Below are 15564 nucleotides of genomic sequence, written 5' to 3' on the forward strand. Positions count from 1 at the left end.
GCGGATGCGAGGGGGCTTAACGCTGGATTTTGATTTCCGTACGACGGTTCTGTGCACGACCGTCAGCGGTTTTGTTGTCCGCAACTGGCTGACTCTCACCGGCACCGACAACCGACACGAAGTTGCTGCGAGGTACGCCTTGTTCGATGAGGTATTCAACCACCGAGTGGGCGCGTTTATCCGACAGTTTCTGGTTGTAGGAATCGCTGCCCACGCTGTCGGTATGGCCGGTTACGGTCAGTTGAGCAGTAGGGGCTTCGGCTTTCAGGCGAGCGGCAATCTTGTCGAGTACCTGTTTGTCGGACGCGGTAAGCGTGGCCTTATTAAACTGGAAGTGAACATCGCGGATGACGATGGTTTCTTCCTTGACCACAACCGCCTCTTCGACCACAGGTGCTGGTGGTGGGCAACCGTTGGCATCGACCCGAACGCCTTTAGGCGTGCCTGGGCACTTGTCGCGACTATCCAGCACACCATCGCCGTCTTCGTCGCCATCACCGTGCACCCAGCAATAAGCCGCTGCCGTACCGCCGACGAGCAGAGCACCATACCCTGCCCATGCCGAGCTTTCGGTCGCACCGAGGCCCGCACCCACGACACCACCGACCGCCGCACAGGTCGGCCAGTCGGTTTTCTGCAAACCTGCGCAACCAGTCAAGACACTGGTTAGCAGAACCAAGGGTAATGCTGTCCGAACTATGCTCATCTAGTTTTCTCCTGAGGGATCGGCTTGGAACCGATTCAGGTAGTAAAGACCCGAGTTTTAATCTCCGCCAGCAATAGGCCATGCGGTTTATTCGTGTATTAACGACAGGTTGACGCTTTTGTCGCCAGGCCGCTCTAGGCCCGAACGTTCGGTCAGGCTAGTCTTGGCAGATCTGATTGAGGATCTTCGATGATTGCAGGTATTTCTTCGCGCACGCCGCAGCAGGCACTGGCCGCTTTACTTGACCGATATGCCCCCGCGCGCCTGTTATTGATCGGCGCCAGCGAGTTCCCGGCGCTGGAGGCTTTCAAGCTCGCTCACCCGGACAGCAGCGTCGCTTTCGCTGCCCCCGGGCCGTTGCCCGACGAGTTGGCGGCCCGCCGATTCGACTTGGCCCTGGTGGTCGATTGCCTGGAGCATTTGCCCAAGCGCAACGGCCTGAATCTTTTGGGCGGCATTCGCAACCTCAACGCCAGCCGCATCGCCGTGTTGGCGGATCTGCCAGCGTGTGGCTGGCAGGAAACCGACTTTTTCTCCCTGGCCCTGCAAGCCAGCGAACGCTTTCAACGGGACGAACAGGTCTTGACCCTGTTCACCTACGATCTGCTTGAATACAAACAAGTCCCTGACTGGCTCAATTCGCGCTTCTGGGCCAATCCGGAAAACTTCGGGAAATACTGGTGGTAATGCAATGAGTACATCCATTTGCCCTTGCGGCAGCGGCACCCTGCTCGACGCCTGCTGCGGTCACTACCATGCCGGGCACCCGGCGCCGTGCGCCGAAGCCTTGATGCGCTCGCGCTATAGCGCCTACGTGCTGGGGTTGGTCGACTATCTGGTGACCACCACCCTGCCCGCCCAGCAGGCCGGCCTGGACCGTCAATCGATCAGCGACTGGAGCGCGCAAAGCACGTGGCTGGGCCTTGAGGTGGAAAGCTCCGAAGTGCTGGGCGGCCAGCCTGAACACGCCTTCGTGACCTTCACTGCACGCTGGCACGACAGTAGTGGCGAGCACAGCCACCACGAGCGTTCGTCATTTGTGCAAAACACCGGGCGCTGGTACTTCATCGACCCTACCGTGCAGCTCAAGCCCGGACGCAATGACACCTGCCCGTGCGCGAGTGGGCAGAAGTTCAAGAAGTGTTGCGCAGGGTATTTCAGCAGTTAGGACATGGAATGTCTGTCCACCCCGCAGGAGCTGCCGAAGGCTGCGATCTTTTGGGTCTGGACTGAGGCTCAAGGGAGAAACACCACGATGATCATCCGCCGCGGCGCACTCTATCTGCTCACGTTGTTCCTGACACTCGGGCTCGGCGGCTGTGCATCGTGGTTCGGCGACGACTTGCCGGACCCCGAGGTCCATCTGGTGAAGATCGAGGTGGTCAGCGCCAAACTGCTGGAACAGAAATTCCTCCTGCACTTTCGCATCGACAACCCCAATGACAGTGACCTGACGGTGCGCAGTCTGGAGTACCGCGTTCACTTGGGTGACATACTGCTGGCCGATGGCGAGTACGAACACTGGTTCACCATCGGCCCCAGACACAGCGCTTACTTCAAGGTGCCGATCCGCACCAACCTGTGGTCCAAGGTCCGTGATCTGGTCAAACTGCTGAAAAAATCCGATCAACCCATTCCCTATCGTCTGGAAGGTGAACTGGAAACCGGTATATTCATCGCCCACTACGTGCACCTGGCGCGCAATGGCGTGATAATCGCCGCCGATTTAATTCCGGAGCAACACCGATGACCCAGCAACCCCACGTCCACGGCCCTGACTGCAACCACGATCATGACCATCACCACCATGATCACGACCACGGCCATGTCCACGGTCCGAACTGCGGCCACGCTCACCAGGAACCGGTGCGCAATGCCCTGAAGGACGTCGGCCGCAACGATCCGTGCCCATGCGGAAACGGCAAGAAATTCAAGAAGTGCCACGGCGCTTGATGCTTCGGGCGAAGGCTTGCTTCGCCTGTTGAATCGCCTTCGCGAGCAGACCTGTGCTGTGAATGCAGTTCCCTTGTAGGAGCGAGCTTGCTCGCGATGGTGTGTCAGTCGACATCTGTGTAGCTGAAACACCATCGCGAGCAATCGAGCGTCGACCGGCTGCTCCTACAGGTTTTTCAGTCAGCCTTTAATAGGTCGGCAGTACTGACCACCGTTGCATACTCACCGTGCAAATTCCCCAGCGACATCGCATGCACCTCTTCGGCGCTATGGGCATGGCCGAAAAAATCAGCCTTGTCGAAGGTAAAGCACGCATCCTCGGCCACCCAGGTATCAAACCCCAGGTTGCCTGCGGTACGCGCCGTGGATTCCACCGAGTTGTGGGTCGCGACACCGACGATGATCAATTGCCCGATCCCCGCCTCGCGCAACTGCGCCTCCAACCCCGTCGAACAAAACGCATCCGGCACCTGCTTCTGGATCAAGCGTTCACCGGCCATGGGCTGAAACCGTTCCTGAAACTCCACCCCCGACTGCTGCGGCCAGAACACTGAGTCCTCCGAGCAGGACAGGTGCTGCACATGGATCACCGGCCGAACGGTGCGCCGCCAATGACCGAGCAATTCCAGCATGCGCTCTTCAGCCTGAGGATTATTCCTGCGGCCGAGTCTGGGATGCAGGATGCCTTTCTGTTGATCGATGATGATCAGTGCCGCGTTTGCCTTGAGCTCCATGCCGACTTTTCTCCAGGATTGTTGACCGTGTCGCACTTCAACATCACCCATTGCGACTGGCAAGGCCGTGATTTTTTCGGTTTATCAGACAAATCCTGAAATAACCTTGTACCCCGCTTGCACGGCCACCTCCTGCTCACTAACGTAGCGCCTTTATTGCGCGCCGCCGCCTCTACCCCCGCAGGAGCTTTGCCATGGCCTCGCCAGCCCTTACTCATTTTCTACCCCGGTTCGGCGTTGCCGCAGCAGTGGCCGGTGCCTTGAGCCTGACCGGTTGTCAGAACTTCAACGCCCAGGACACCCTCCCGCCGACCTCCGGCGTACAGCCGCTCAAGGGCCTGGCGCAAAACGTTTCGGTGCGCCGCAATGCCATGGGCATGCCGCTGATCGAAAGCAACAGCTTCCACGACGCGCTGTTCACCCTCGGTTACGTGCATGCCAGCGACCGCATCACGCAGATGGTCACCCTGCGCCTGCTGGCCCAGGGCCGTTTGGCCGAGATGCACGGTGCGCAGCTGCTGGATGCCGACCGTTACATGCGGGCGGTCAACCTGAAGAAAAGTGCCGGCGAGTTGTACAAGGCCTCTTCGCCGCGCCTCAAGCGCTTCTTCGAAGTCTATGCGCGCGGCGTCAACGCCTACCTGTTCCGCTACCGCGACAAACTGCCGGCGGACCTCGCGGCCTCCGGGTACCAGCCTGAATACTGGCAGCCGGAAGATTCGGCGCTGATTTTCTGCCTGTTGAACTTCAGCCAGTCGACCAACCTGCCGGAAGAAATTTCCTCGCTGGTACTGGCCCAGACTGTCACCACCGACAAACTGGCGTGGTTGACGCCGTCGGCTCCCGACGAAAAACTGCCGGTCGCCGAAAGCGAAAAACTGCAAGGCATCAAACTCAACGGGCAAGTGCCGGGGCTGGCCGAACTCAGCAAGGCCACCGGGCAACTGTCGGACCTGAACCTGCTCGGCGCCACCTCGTCGAACAACTGGGCTATCGCCCCGCAACGCAGCCGCAGCGGCAAGAGCCTGTTGGCCAGTGACAGTCACGGCCCGCTGGGCGTGCCTTCGTTGTTCAGTTACGTGCAGATTCGCGCGCCGAAGTATCAGGCGTCCGGCGTGACCATCGCGGGCCTGCCAATGGTGCTCGGTGGTTTCAACGGCAAGGTGGCATGGAGCATGACGTCCGTGATGGGCGACAACCAGGACCTGTTCCTGGAGAAGATCAAACGCCAGGGCAACGGGCTCACCTACGAAAATGCCGGGAAGTGGCAGCCGGCGATCGTGCGCAACGAAACCTATTTCGTCAAAGGCCAGCGGCCGATTCGCGAAGCGGTGTACGAAACCCGCCATGGACCGCTGCTCAACAGCGCTCAGGGCAGCACTCTGGCCAATGGTTTCGGCCTGGCCTTGCAGACGCCGAGCTTCACCGACGACAAGACCCTGGACGCGTTCTTCGACCTGTCCCGCGCCCAGAGCGTCGAGAAAGCCTCTGATGCCAGCCGCGAAATCCGCGCCATCGCGCTGAACCTGGTGTTTGCCGACGCGAGCCACATCGGCTGGCAAGTCACCGGTCGTTACCCGAACCGTCGCGAAGGCGAAGGTCTGCTGCCCTCACCGGGCTGGGAAGGTCGTTACGATTGGGACGGCTACGCCGACCCGATGTTGCACCCGTACGACCAGGACCCGGCACAAGGCTGGCTCGGCACCGCCAACCAGCGGGTCATTCCCCATGGCTACGGCATGCAATTGTCCAATTCCTGGGCCGCTCCGGAGCGCGGCGAGCGCCTGGCCGAACTGGCCGGCGCAGGCAAACACGACAGCCGCAGCCTGATCGCCATGCAATACGACCAGACCACTACCTTCGCTGCCAAGCTGAAGAAAATGTTTGAAGCGCCAGGTATGACCCAGCCGCTCAAACAAGCCATCGACGCCTTGCCGGCGGCAGATCGCGCCAAGGCACACGAGGCCTACAGCCGCCTGTTGGCGTTCGACGGCAAGCTCAGCCCGACCTCCACCGATGCGGCAATCTACGAACTGTTCCTGCAGGAAAGCGCCCGGCAGATCTTCCTCGATGAACTGGGCCCTGAAAGCAGCCCGGCATGGAAGGCCTTTGTCGCCGATGGCAAGTTGTCCTACGCGGCCCAAGCCGATCACTTGCTCGGGCGTGAGGACAGCCCATTCTGGGATGACGTGCGCACCGCGCAGAAAGAAGACAAACCGGTGATCCTCGCTCGCAGCCTCGCCGCAGCGATCAGCGCAGGCGACAGCCAATTGGGCAGTGATCACAAGGCTTGGCAGTGGGGCAAACTGCACCGCTATGAATGGAAGAACACCAGCGGCCAGACCGTACGCGGACCGCTGCCGGCCGGTGGCGATCACACCACGCTCAACACCGCTGCCTTCGCCTGGGGCCAGGACTTCAACACTACGCTGGCGCCAGCCATGCGCTTTATCGTCGACTTCGGCCAGTCCGAGCCGCTGATGGCGCAAAACGGCACCGGCCAATCCGGAAACCCGGCCAGCCCGAACTACCTCAACAGCATCGAACCGTGGCTCAAGGGCCAGTACATGAGCCTGCCGATACAGCCGCAGAACTTCGACAACGCCTATGGCAAGACTCGGATGACGCTGACACCAGGAAAGTAACCGCGCCCTTTACCTGTGGGAGCGAGCCGGCTCCGGGCGGCGTTCCGACGATAGCGATTCAACATTTAAAATAGAGGTTGAATGTTGAATCGCCGTTGCGGTTGCGCTGGCGCAAGGACAAGTCGGTCGACGAAGCCGACAGTTTGGCGACCCTGCAAAATCTGCTCGGCTGAGCCTTCTTTTTATCCTCAAAATTTTTTCTTTTTGAGTCGAACGGGTGCGGCCATTTCCCTGCGCCCGTTTTCGTGCATAAATCTGTCTCCGGCTATTTCCAGACACCTTTTAAAACGCTTGTTCGGCACTCTGGTTCGGAAATTGCTACTTTCAACAGGTCTGACGCTTTCCAGTAACAATAATTCTGCGCCACAAGCGCTCATATTGGTTTTTAGGGATTGAATAATGAAAAAAGCATTGGTGACCCTTTCTGCACTGGCGTTGTGCATGGCTGCTGGCTCCGCCATGGCGAAGGAGTACAAAGAACTGCGCTTCGGCGTTGACCCTTCCTACGCACCGTTCGAGTCGAAAGCGGCCGACGGCAGCCTGGTTGGCTTCGACATCGATCTGGGGAACGCGATCTGCGCCGAACTGAAGGTCAAGTGCAAGTGGGTCGAAAGTGACTTCGACGGCATGATTCCCGGCCTAAAAGCCAATAAATTCGACGGTGTGATCTCGTCGATGACCGTTACCGAAGCCCGTGAAAAAGTCATCGACTTCTCCAGCGAACTGTTTTCCGGCCCAACCGCCTACGTGTCCAAGAAAGGTTCTGGCGTGACTGAAGACGTCGCCTCGCTCAAGGGCAAGACCGTCGGCTACGAACAAGGCACCATTCAGGAAGCCTATGCCAAAGCCGTTCTGGACAAGGCCGGCGTGAAAACCCAAGCCTACGCCAACCAGGATCAGGTCTACGCCGACTTGACTTCCGGTCGTCTCGATGCAGGGATTCAGGACATGCTGCAAGCCAAACTGGGCTTTCTGAAGTCGCCACAGGGTGCCGACTACGATGTCAGCAAGCCGGTCGACAACGCTTTGCTACCCGCCAAAACAGCGGTCGGTATTAAGAAAGGTAACACCGAGCTGAAAGCACTTTTGGATAAAGGTATCAAAGCGTTACACGATGATGGCACCTACGCCACCATTCAGAAGAAACACTTTGGCGATCTGAATCTGTATAGCGGCAAATAATGCCCGGCGCCCATCTCTCGATGGGCGCTTTTTTCATCCGATCAGGTTGCTGATTTATGTTCGAAAACCTACTGGAAAATCTGGGGCTCTCTGCCTTCAGCCTCAAGGGCTTCGGTCCGCTGCTGATGCAAGGCACCTGGATGACGATCAAATTGTCGGCGTTGTCGTTGTTGGTAGCCGTGTTGCTCGGACTGCTCGGCGCCAGTGCCAAGTTGTCCAAAGTCAAACTGATGCGCGTGCCTGCCCAGCTCTACACCACACTCATTCGCGGCGTTCCGGACCTGGTCCTGATGCTGCTGATTTTCTACAGCCTGCAAACCTGGCTGACCTCGCTTACCGATTACATGGAATGGGAATACATCGAGATCAACCCGTTCAGCGCCGGGGTAATCACCCTGGGCTTCATCTACGGTGCGTATTTCACCGAAACCTTCCGTGGCGCGATTCTCGCCGTCCCACGGGGTCAGGTCGAAGCGGCCACCGCTTATGGCCTCAAGCGCGGCCAGCGTTTCTGGATCGTGGTGTTCCCACAGATGATGCGTTATGCCCTGCCGGGTATCGGTAACAACTGGATGGTGATGCTCAAGGCCACCGCCCTGGTGTCGATCATCGGCCTCGCCGATCTGGTCAAGGCTGCCCAGGACGCCGGCAAAAGCAGCTATCAGCTGTTTTACTTCCTGGTACTTGCCGCGCTGATCTATCTGGTGATCACCAGCGCGTCCAACTTCATTCTGCGCTGGCTCGAACGTCGTTACTCCGCCGGTACCCGGGAGGCCGTACGATGATCGAACTCCTGCAGGAATACTGGAAACCCTTCCTTTACAGCGACGGCAACAACATCACCGGTCTGGCCATGACCATGTGGTTGCTCAGCGCATCGATATTCTTCGGTTTCATCGTCTCGATTCCGCTGTCTATCGCCCGGGTTTCACCGCGCCTCTACATTCGCTGGCCGGTGCAGTTCTACACCTACCTGTTTCGCGGAACGCCGCTCTATATCCAGCTGCTGATCTGCTACACCGGGATCTACAGCCTGGCCGCCGTACGCGCGCAGCCGCTGCTCGACAGCTTCTTCCGCGATGCGATGAACTGCACCATCCTGGCCTTCGCCCTGAACACCTGCGCCTACACCACGGAGATCTTCGCCGGAGCCATTCGCAGCATGAACCACGGCGAAGTCGAGGCCGCCAAGGCTTACGGACTGACTGGCTGGAGGCTGTATGCCTACGTGATCATGCCGTCGGCCTTGCGTCGCTCGTTGCCTTACTACAGCAACGAAGTGATTCTGATGCTGCACTCGACCACCGTGGCCTTCACCGCGACTATCCCGGACATCCTGAAAGTCGCACGGGACGCCAACTCGGCGACCTTCCTGACCTTCCAGTCGTTCGGCATCGCCGCGCTGATCTACCTGACCGTCACTTTTGCGCTGGTCGGCCTGTTCCGCCTTGCCGAACGCCGATGGCTGGCCTTCCTCGGGCCGACCCACTAGCACTCAACCTGCTTCAGGAAACAACAGATGCGCCACCAGAAACATGACCTGCTGGCCCCGCTGCCGGGCACCGCGCGACAGATCCACAGTTTTCACTTCGGCCCACAACCGGCCAACGGCAAGATCTACATCCAGGCCTCCCTGCACGCCGACGAAATGCCCGGCATGCTGGTGGCCTGGCACCTCAAGCAACGCCTGGCGGAGCTCGAAGCCGCCGGTCGCCTGCGCAGCGAAATCGTGCTGGTGCCCATCGCCAACCCGGTGGGCCTGGAACAGGTGCTGATGGATGTGCCGCTGGGCCGCTACGAGCTGGAAAGCGGCCAGAACTTCAACCGCTGGTTCGTCGACCTCAGTGAGGAAGTCGGCAACGCGATAGAGGGCAAGCTCAGTGACGATCCGCAGCACAACCTGCAACTGATCCGCAGCAGCCTGTGCGATGCGCTGGCCCGGCAGACCGCCAGCACCCAATTGCAATCCCAGCGCCTGACCCTGCAACGGCTGGCCTGCGACGCCGACATGGTGCTCGATCTGCATTGCGATTTCGAAGCGGTCGCTCACCTCTACACCACGCCGGATGCCTGGCCACTGGTCGAGCCGCTGGCCCGTTATATCGGCGCCGAAGCCAGCCTGCTGGCAACCGATTCCGGCGGTCAGTCGTTCGACGAATGCTTCACCCTGCTCTGGTGGCAGTTGAAGGAGCGCTTCGGCGAGCACTTCGACATTGCGCCGGGCAGTTTTTCGGTGACCGTCGAACTGCGCGGCCAGGGCGACGTCAATCACCCGCTGGCGAGCCTCGATTGCCAGGCACTGATCGATTACCTGATCCATTTCGGCGCGATCGCCGGCGAACCCGCGCCCCTGCCCGACCTGCCCTATCCGGCGACACCGCTGGCCGGTGTAGAACCGGTGGCCACGCCCGTCGGCGGCCTGCTGGTGTTCACCGCGCGGCCCGGCCAGTACCTGGAAGCCGGGCAACTGATCGCCGAGATCATTGATCCGGTCAACGATCGCGTCACTCCCGTTCACTGCTCCGCCGCCGGGCTGATGTACGCCCGTTCGCTGCGTCGCATGGCCACTGCCGGCATGGTGATCGCCCACGTCGCGGGCACCGAAGCCTATCGCAGCGGCTATCTACTTTCGCCTTGAGGATGCACGCCCCATGTACAAATTGACCATCGAAGGCCTGCATAAAAGCTATGGCGACCATGAAGTCCTCAAAGGTGTTTCGCTCAAGGCCAGGACCGGCGACGTCATCAGCCTGATCGGCGCCAGCGGCTCGGGTAAAAGTACCTTTCTGCGCTGCATCAACTTTCTGGAACAACCCAACGACGGCGCCATGAGCCTCGACGGGCAGAACATCCGCATGATCAAGGATCGTCACGGCATGCACGTGGCCGATGCCGATGAACTGCAGCGGATTCGCACCCGCCTGGCCATGGTGTTCCAGCACTTCAACCTGTGGAGCCACATGACGGTGCTGGAAAACATCACCATGGCCCCGCGCCGGGTGCTGGGGTGTGACAGGAAAGAAGCCGAGGACCGCGCCCGGCGCTACCTCGACAAGGTGGGGCTGGCCTCCCGTGTGGCGGACCAATACCCGGCATTCCTGTCCGGCGGTCAGCAACAGCGGGTAGCGATTGCCCGCGCACTGGCCATGGAGCCGGAAGTCATGCTGTTCGACGAACCGACCTCGGCGCTGGACCCGGAACTGGTGGGTGAAGTGCTGAAGGTGATCCAGGGCCTGGCCGAAGAAGGCCGGACCATGATCATGGTGACCCACGAAATGAGCTTCGCCCGCAAAGTGTCGAGCCAGGTGCTGTTTCTGCACAAGGGCCTGGTTGAGGAAGAAGGCGCGCCGGAAGACGTACTGGGCACTCCGAAAAGCGAGCGGTTGAAGCAGTTCCTCAGCGGCAACCTTAAGTAACGGCTACAGACATTCCTGTAGGAGCGAGCCTGCTCGCGATGGCGGTGGTTCAATCAGCTTCATTGTTGACTGTTACACCGCCATCGTCGGAACGCCGCCCGGAGCAGGCTCGCGCCTACATTTGATTGGTAGTGTCCGGGTAATCAGGCAACAGGCGCAGGCGGTGGCTCATCCGGCAGGGTCGGTTCGCCCGGCTCGTTAGGCTGTTCATTCGGGGTATCAGGATCAGGCTGGCCGGGGATCCCCCCTGCCATGCTGACGGGCGGATGAGCCAACAACGACCAGGCCAGAACACCCACCTGATTGGGTTCAAGCCTTGCCAGTTCGGCACTGATTCGCGGATCGATCTTCATTCGGCACTCCTGAGCGATGGCCCGACCCGCCTTGCGCGGGTCGGAACAGTACACCCCATAGAGTGTACGCCCGCTCAGGAATTCCCGACATTTGTCAGACGGCTGACTCAGGTGCGAGGCAGGGTCACGCCACGCTGGCCCTGATACTTGCCGCCACGGTCCTTGTAGGACACTTCACATTCTTCGTCAGACTCAAGGAACAGCATCTGCGCCACGCCTTCGTTCGCGTAGATTTTCGCCGGCAGATTGGTGGTGTTGGAGAACTCCAGGGTCACGTGACCTTCCCACTCAGGCTCGAGCGGCGTGACGTTGACGATGATGCCGCAGCGCGCGTAGGTGCTTTTACCCAGGCAAATGGTCAATACATTGCGCGGAATGCGGAAGTATTCGACGGTGCTGGCCAGGGCGAACGAGTTCGGCGGAATGATGCACACGTCGCTGTGGATGTCGACGAAGCTGCCGGCATCGAAGTTCTTCGGGTCGACGATGGCCGAATTGATGTTGGTGAACACCTTGAAATGATTGGTGCAACGCACATCGTAGCCGTAGCTCGACACGCCATAGGAGATCACACGGCTATCGTCGCTGCCGCGCATCTGGCGCTCGACGAAAGGCTCGATCATGCCGTGTTCCTGCGCCATGCGGCGAATCCACTTGTCCGATTTGATGCTCATGGCGGGTGTCCTGAATAGCGAGGTCGAAAAATTCTGTCCGGCATCTTACCGGGCGCGCCGCCGGGTTCAAAGTCCGCGGTGCAATTCTCGCCGAACAGGCAGGAATTGCCTGCGCTGGCGACGAACCGTCACACCGCCGATCCTTAAATCAGAGAAACCTTCGCAAGAAGCATTGGCACGTTCAGGAAAAAGGGTTAAGGTGGCGTCACTGTGCTGCTTGTGTCACTGAGAATCTCTACACGATATGTTGAATTTCGATCCAACCATCTACAAGAATTTTTCCTGCTCTTTGCACTCAGTCTCGGCCAGGGTTCTTCCTGAGTCGCAGTTATCTTTGTTCAAGGAGTTACACCATGTCTAATCGCCAAACCGGTACCGTTAAGTGGTTCAACGATGAAAAAGGCTTCGGCTTCATCACTCCACAATCCGGTGACGACCTGTTCGTTCACTTCAAAGCTATCCAGTCCGACGGCTTCAAAAGCCTGAAAGAAGGCCAACAGGTTTCTTTCATCGCTACCCGCGGTCAGAAAGGCATGCAAGCTGAAGAAGTTCAAGTTATCTAACTTGTACTTGCTTTAGTAAAAAGCCCCGCCCTCAACAGCGGGGCTTTTTTGTGCCTGTGTGTTTTTCACAGGTAAAAAGATCGCAGCCTGCGGCAGCTCCTACAGGGTGAACATAGCTCCCCTGTAGGAGCTGCCGCAGGCTGCGATCTTTTAGCGTCTTACCAGGTCACGCCAAATCCTGCGGTGTAGCGTGTCTTGTCCAGATCCGCATCGTCGGTGCCGCTGATGATGTCCCGCTCCGCCTTCAGGTTCAGCGAAGCCCAGTCAGTCACCTTGTAGCGCAACCCCATCTCGGCATCGAGTGCGTAGTCGGCCACATCCGACAGCGGCTTGCCGACCTCACCATTGGTGAAGAACTCGACGCGTTTGCCGATCAGGTAGCGGTTGTAGTCCCATTTCATGGCCAGGGCGTAGAAATTGACCTTGCTGCCATCGGAGAACTCATAGTCCGTGCGGTTGACCAGCGAGCCCAGGGAGAACGCCCCAAGCTCGTCATCCCAGAACTGATAGCCGGGACCGGTACCGACGGTGCGCTGACGGGAAAGGTCTTCGACCTTGTCGCGCTTGTACACCAGGCGCCCCTGCCAGAACCATTGGTCGGTCAGGAATCGGTCGATGGAGTACTCGGCCCGCCAGTTGTCCGTGGTCACCACGTCGTCCTGGAACTCACGGTTGTATTCACCTTCGGCGGTGTGCCGCCAGCGACCGTGTCGCGCACTGGTCTTGAAATCGATGTCGTAGTCATCGGTGTCGTTTTCCGCCCGCTGGTAATCCAGCGCGATATCGACGTTGCCTTTCCACACCAGATCCTCAACCACCGGTTTTGGCTTGAGAATCTGCTGAATGCTCGCCAATTCGACCGTCTTCGGTGCGTCGCCATTGGCCAGCGTCACCTTGCCGGCGTCCGCCGCTTTCAGCGACTTCGCTTTCTCGCCACTGTAGGCATCCTGCTTGACCAGCAACTCCTGATCGCTGTCCAGGGTCTTGACCTGTTTCCAGTCGATCATCACCGCTCCCGCGTACTCGGTCTGGATCAGCAGCTTGCCGCCATCGAACAGCGTGATCTTGCCGCTCAGCTTGTCACCGTTCTTCAACCACACGGTATCGGCTAACAAAGGAGAAGAAGCACCAAGGACGGCGAGACATAGCAGGGATCTGGACAACATAAGCAAAATACGGACTCGGACTTGCGAGTAAAGTCGGCATTATCCGTAGGAATGATGTCCTGACAAGGACTGACCCGACTATTTCTGTTGAGTCCATTTCTCAACTATCCGTACAGGAATTACTCTAAAGACGGTAAAGCAAACTTCTTCAGGACTGACGGACGTGACCGATCCAACCGATGAACCCGAGAGTGCAGCGCAAATCCGACGCACGGCGCTGTATCTGACACTGGCGCAAGTTCCCGAGGGCAAAGTCATCAGCTACGGTCAATTGGCCGAGCTTGCAGGACTGGGTCGCGCCGCCCGCTGGGTCGGCCGCACCCTCAGCCAATTGCCGAGCGACAGCAAATTACCCTGGCATCGCGTTCTGGGTGCAAACGGGCGTATCAGCCTGCCGGTCGGCAGCCCTTCGGGCGATGAGCAGCGCGCACGATTACGCATGGAGGGCATCAGTGTCCTGAATAATCGTGTTGATATTCAGCGCCATGGCTGGCGTCCGGTAGAGCACAGCGGTTAGAGTGCGCGCTTTGTTTCCGTATTTCTTGAGGCAGACTCCAGCCCATGCCCCGTAAAACCTGGCGCGCCGCGCTCGCCGCTTATGCCAGCCCTTCGACACTCGTGCTGTTGCTGCTTGGTTTCGCCGCCGGCCTGCCCTACATGCTGGTGTTTTCGACGCTTTCAGTCTGGCTGCGTGAGGCTGGCGTGGCGCGTGAAACCATTGGCTATGCAAGCCTGATTGGCCTGGCGTATGCCTTCAAGTGGGTCTGGTCACCGTTGCTCGACCAATGGCGACTGCCATTGCTTGGCAAACTCGGTCGACGACGATCCTGGCTCGTGCTGTCCCAGGCACTGGTCATCCTTGGCCTGATCGGGATGGGTTTCTGCGATCCGCAAAAGCATTTGTCCTGGCTGATAGCCATTGCCGTGGTCGTCGCTTTCGCATCAGCGACGCAGGATATTGCGGTAGACGCCTATCGCCTGGAAATCGCCGAAGACAATCGTCAGGCCGCCCTGGCCGCCAGCTACATGTCCGGCTACCGGGTCGCTGCGCTGCTGGCGACTGCAGGCGCGCTGTACTTCGCCGAAGGCTTTGGCTCCACCGGCTTCAACTACAAGCATTCGGCCTGGGCCGGCACTTACATTCTGTTCGGGGCACTGATGGTCCCGGCTCTGCTGACTTCCATATTCATGCGCGAACCACCCGTGCCGTTGCGCACGCAACTGCAGGCCGGACGCTACAGCTTCGTGCATCAACTGGCCTCGGTGTTCGTGCTGATCATATTGCTGGTGTCCGTACCGGCCATGTTCACCCAGCTCTACTACACCGATTTCGCCAGCGTACTGTTCGAAGGCGTGAGCGTGCTCGACCTGCTGCTCGAAGACCGCGCGCTCCTGCGGGCCATCCTCTATATCACGCTCACTGCCCTGTGCCTCTCGGCCATGGGCCGTCGCGGCCTGGCACCGGTGCTCACGCCAGTCAACGACTTCATCCTGCGATACCGCTGGCAGGCGCTGCTGCTACTCGGCTTGATCGCCACCTATCGGATGTCCGATACGGTCATGGGCGTGATGGCCAACGTGTTCTACATCGACCAGGGCTTCACCAAGGACCAGATCGCCAGCGTCAGCAAAATCTTCGGCCTGATCATGACCCTGGTGGGTGCCGGCATGGGCGGCCTATTGATCGTGCGTTTCGGCATCCTGCCGATCCTGTTCATCGGTGGCGTCGCATCCGCGGCGACCAACATCCTGTTCCTGATGCTCGCCGACATGGGCCCCAACCTCAACATGCTGGTGCTGACCATCTCCCTGGACAACTTCAGTTCAGGCCTGGCGACTTCGGCGTTCGTCGCCTACCTGTCGAGCCTGACCAACCTCAAGTTCTCCGCCACCCAATACGCCCTGCTCAGCTCGATCATGCTGTTGCTGCCGCGCCTGATCGGTGGCTACTCCGGGGTCATGGTGGAAAAATTCGGTTACCACAACTTCTTCCTGATCACCGCCCTGCTGGGCGTCCCGACCCTGCTGTTGATCGCCTTGCACTGGTTCCAGGAGAACCGCCGCGCAGGTCCGACACCGACACCGGAACCGGTGCAGACCCCGGTCGCCGAAGAATCGTAGGCTCATTACGCAGGAAGAATCGCGGAGGGCCGTGTGAATCACGCCCTCCTG

General features: G+C 59.4%; 18 protein-coding genes. 13 read left to right on the plus strand and 5 right to left on the minus strand.

Going from position 1 to position 15564, the window contains the following annotated elements:
* Nucleotides 1-16: 16 nt before the first annotated feature.
* Nucleotides 17-706 (minus strand): PA1041 family peptidoglycan-binding anchor lipoprotein, encoded by a 690-nt coding sequence (locus AC1DXW_RS04960; protein ID WP_477752973.1) that lies wholly within the window; start codon nucleotides 704-706, stop codon nucleotides 17-19.
* Nucleotides 707-895: 189 nt separating this feature from the next.
* Between AC1DXW_RS04960 and AC1DXW_RS04965 the strand changes: the two genes are divergently transcribed.
* The 4 genes from AC1DXW_RS04965 (at nucleotide 896) to AC1DXW_RS04980 (ending at nucleotide 2659) form a co-directional block, all read left to right on the plus strand.
* On the plus strand, nucleotides 896-1393 hold the full coding sequence (locus AC1DXW_RS04965) for a DUF6231 family protein (protein WP_477759806.1): 498 nt from the start codon (nucleotides 896-898) through the stop codon (nucleotides 1391-1393).
* A gap of 4 nt (nucleotides 1394-1397) precedes the next feature.
* Entirely contained in the window at nucleotides 1398-1874 is a 477-nt protein-coding gene (locus tag AC1DXW_RS04970) for a YchJ family protein (RefSeq protein WP_477752975.1), read from the plus strand.
* Between the two features lie 87 nt (nucleotides 1875-1961).
* On the plus strand, nucleotides 1962-2456 hold the full coding sequence (locus AC1DXW_RS04975) for an LEA/WHy family protein (protein ID WP_477753008.1): 495 nt from the start codon (nucleotides 1962-1964) through the stop codon (nucleotides 2454-2456).
* Complete coding sequence (locus tag AC1DXW_RS04980) at nucleotides 2453-2659, plus strand: SEC-C metal-binding domain-containing protein (protein WP_007955014.1); 207 nt, start codon at nucleotides 2453-2455, stop codon at nucleotides 2657-2659. Before AC1DXW_RS04975 ends, AC1DXW_RS04980 begins: the two co-directional genes overlap by 4 nt.
* Nucleotides 2660-2835: 176 nt before the next feature.
* Here AC1DXW_RS04980 and AC1DXW_RS04985 read toward each other — a convergent pair whose 3' ends face one another.
* A complete protein-coding gene (locus tag AC1DXW_RS04985) occupies nucleotides 2836-3393 on the minus strand; it encodes a cysteine hydrolase family protein (protein WP_477752976.1) in 558 nt (185 codons plus the stop codon).
* 194 nt (nucleotides 3394-3587) lie between these two features.
* Here AC1DXW_RS04985 and AC1DXW_RS04990 point away from each other — a divergent pair, with 194 nt between their 5' ends.
* The 6 genes from AC1DXW_RS04990 to AC1DXW_RS05015 all read left to right on the plus strand — a co-directional run bounded on the left by AC1DXW_RS04990 (nucleotide 3588) and on the right by AC1DXW_RS05015 (nucleotide 10636).
* The gene (locus tag AC1DXW_RS04990) at nucleotides 3588-6038 is read left to right on the plus strand and encodes a penicillin acylase family protein (protein ID WP_477752977.1); all 2451 of its coding nucleotides are present in this window, start codon (nucleotides 3588-3590) and stop codon (nucleotides 6036-6038) included.
* 399 nt (nucleotides 6039-6437) lie between these two features.
* Nucleotides 6438-7220: a transporter substrate-binding domain-containing protein gene (locus tag AC1DXW_RS04995; protein WP_477752978.1), complete on the plus strand. Its 783-nt coding sequence runs from the start codon at nucleotides 6438-6440 to the stop codon at nucleotides 7218-7220.
* 56 nt (nucleotides 7221-7276) lie between these two features.
* The gene (locus AC1DXW_RS05000) at nucleotides 7277-8005 is read left to right on the plus strand and encodes an ABC transporter permease (RefSeq protein WP_477759807.1); all 729 of its coding nucleotides are present in this window, start codon (nucleotides 7277-7279) and stop codon (nucleotides 8003-8005) included.
* Nucleotides 8002-8712 (plus strand): ABC transporter permease, encoded by a 711-nt coding sequence (locus tag AC1DXW_RS05005; protein WP_477752980.1) that lies wholly within the window; start codon nucleotides 8002-8004, stop codon nucleotides 8710-8712. Before AC1DXW_RS05000 ends, AC1DXW_RS05005 begins: the two co-directional genes overlap by 4 nt.
* Nucleotides 8713-8739: 27 nt before the next feature.
* On the plus strand, nucleotides 8740-9858 hold the full coding sequence (locus AC1DXW_RS05010) for a succinylglutamate desuccinylase/aspartoacylase family protein (RefSeq protein WP_477752981.1): 1119 nt from the start codon (nucleotides 8740-8742) through the stop codon (nucleotides 9856-9858).
* Between the two features lie 13 nt (nucleotides 9859-9871).
* Nucleotides 9872-10636 carry an ABC transporter ATP-binding protein gene (locus tag AC1DXW_RS05015; RefSeq protein WP_477759808.1) on the plus strand — a complete coding sequence of 255 codons (765 nt, stop codon included), beginning with the start codon at nucleotides 9872-9874 and terminating at the stop codon, nucleotides 10634-10636.
* Nucleotides 10637-10779: 143 nt separating this feature from the next.
* Here AC1DXW_RS05015 and AC1DXW_RS05020 read toward each other — a convergent pair whose 3' ends face one another.
* Both AC1DXW_RS05020 and dcd read right to left on the minus strand, forming a co-directional pair.
* Nucleotides 10780-10989, minus strand: a complete 210-nt coding sequence (locus tag AC1DXW_RS05020) for a hypothetical protein (protein WP_033047523.1) — start codon at nucleotides 10987-10989, stop codon at nucleotides 10780-10782.
* 107 nt (nucleotides 10990-11096) lie between these two features.
* Complete coding sequence (gene dcd, locus AC1DXW_RS05025) at nucleotides 11097-11663, minus strand: dCTP deaminase (protein WP_007940589.1); 567 nt, start codon at nucleotides 11661-11663, stop codon at nucleotides 11097-11099.
* Nucleotides 11664-12016: 353 nt separating this feature from the next.
* On the opposite strand from dcd, the gene AC1DXW_RS05030 reads away from it, so the two are divergent.
* Nucleotides 12017-12226, plus strand: a complete 210-nt coding sequence (locus AC1DXW_RS05030) for a cold-shock protein (RefSeq protein WP_002554837.1) — start codon at nucleotides 12017-12019, stop codon at nucleotides 12224-12226.
* A gap of 158 nt (nucleotides 12227-12384) precedes the next feature.
* Here the strand turns inward: AC1DXW_RS05030 and AC1DXW_RS05035 are convergent, their stop codons facing one another.
* Nucleotides 12385-13392 carry a DUF481 domain-containing protein gene (locus AC1DXW_RS05035; RefSeq protein WP_477752983.1) on the minus strand — a complete coding sequence of 336 codons (1008 nt, stop codon included), beginning with the start codon at nucleotides 13390-13392 and terminating at the stop codon, nucleotides 12385-12387.
* A 163-nt stretch (nucleotides 13393-13555) separates the two neighbouring features.
* Here AC1DXW_RS05035 and AC1DXW_RS05040 point away from each other — a divergent pair, with 163 nt between their 5' ends.
* Together AC1DXW_RS05040 and AC1DXW_RS05045 are read left to right on the plus strand one after the other, a co-directional pair.
* On the plus strand, nucleotides 13556-13909 hold the full coding sequence (locus tag AC1DXW_RS05040) for an MGMT family protein (RefSeq protein WP_477752984.1): 354 nt from the start codon (nucleotides 13556-13558) through the stop codon (nucleotides 13907-13909).
* A gap of 44 nt (nucleotides 13910-13953) precedes the next feature.
* Entirely contained in the window at nucleotides 13954-15513 is a 1560-nt protein-coding gene (locus tag AC1DXW_RS05045) for an AmpG family muropeptide MFS transporter (RefSeq protein WP_477759809.1), read from the plus strand.
* The last annotated feature ends 51 nt before the right edge of the window (nucleotides 15514-15564 follow it).

It is taken from the genome of Pseudomonas sp. P4_C4 (assembly GCF_056402055.1).

Coding starts and splice junctions, on each gene's coding strand:
- AC1DXW_RS05035 (WP_477752983.1), bottom strand. CDS start 13,392: ATGTTGTCCAGATCCCTGCTATGTCTCGCCGTCCTTGGTGCTTCTTCT.
- dcd (WP_007940589.1), bottom strand. CDS start 11,663: ATGAGCATCAAATCGGACAAGTGGATTCGCCGCATGGCGCAGGAACAC.
- AC1DXW_RS04960 (WP_477752973.1), bottom strand. CDS start 706: ATGAGCATAGTTCGGACAGCATTACCCTTGGTTCTGCTAACCAGTGTC.
- AC1DXW_RS05015 (WP_477759808.1), top strand. CDS start 9,872: ATGTACAAATTGACCATCGAAGGCCTGCATAAAAGCTATGGCGACCAT.
- AC1DXW_RS05045 (WP_477759809.1), top strand. CDS start 13,954: ATGCCCCGTAAAACCTGGCGCGCCGCGCTCGCCGCTTATGCCAGCCCT.
- AC1DXW_RS05005 (WP_477752980.1), top strand. CDS start 8,002: ATGATCGAACTCCTGCAGGAATACTGGAAACCCTTCCTTTACAGCGAC.
- AC1DXW_RS04990 (WP_477752977.1), top strand. CDS start 3,588: ATGGCCTCGCCAGCCCTTACTCATTTTCTACCCCGGTTCGGCGTTGCC.
- AC1DXW_RS04995 (WP_477752978.1), top strand. CDS start 6,438: ATGAAAAAAGCATTGGTGACCCTTTCTGCACTGGCGTTGTGCATGGCT.
- AC1DXW_RS04975 (WP_477753008.1), top strand. CDS start 1,962: ATGATCATCCGCCGCGGCGCACTCTATCTGCTCACGTTGTTCCTGACA.
- AC1DXW_RS05010 (WP_477752981.1), top strand. CDS start 8,740: ATGCGCCACCAGAAACATGACCTGCTGGCCCCGCTGCCGGGCACCGCG.
- AC1DXW_RS04980 (WP_007955014.1), top strand. CDS start 2,453: ATGACCCAGCAACCCCACGTCCACGGCCCTGACTGCAACCACGATCAT.
- AC1DXW_RS04970 (WP_477752975.1), top strand. CDS start 1,398: ATGAGTACATCCATTTGCCCTTGCGGCAGCGGCACCCTGCTCGACGCC.
- AC1DXW_RS05000 (WP_477759807.1), top strand. CDS start 7,277: ATGTTCGAAAACCTACTGGAAAATCTGGGGCTCTCTGCCTTCAGCCTC.
- AC1DXW_RS05030 (WP_002554837.1), top strand. CDS start 12,017: ATGTCTAATCGCCAAACCGGTACCGTTAAGTGGTTCAACGATGAAAAA.
- AC1DXW_RS05020 (WP_033047523.1), bottom strand. CDS start 10,989: ATGAAGATCGATCCGCGAATCAGTGCCGAACTGGCAAGGCTTGAACCC.
- AC1DXW_RS04965 (WP_477759806.1), top strand. CDS start 896: ATGATTGCAGGTATTTCTTCGCGCACGCCGCAGCAGGCACTGGCCGCT.
- AC1DXW_RS04985 (WP_477752976.1), bottom strand. CDS start 3,393: ATGGAGCTCAAGGCAAACGCGGCACTGATCATCATCGATCAACAGAAA.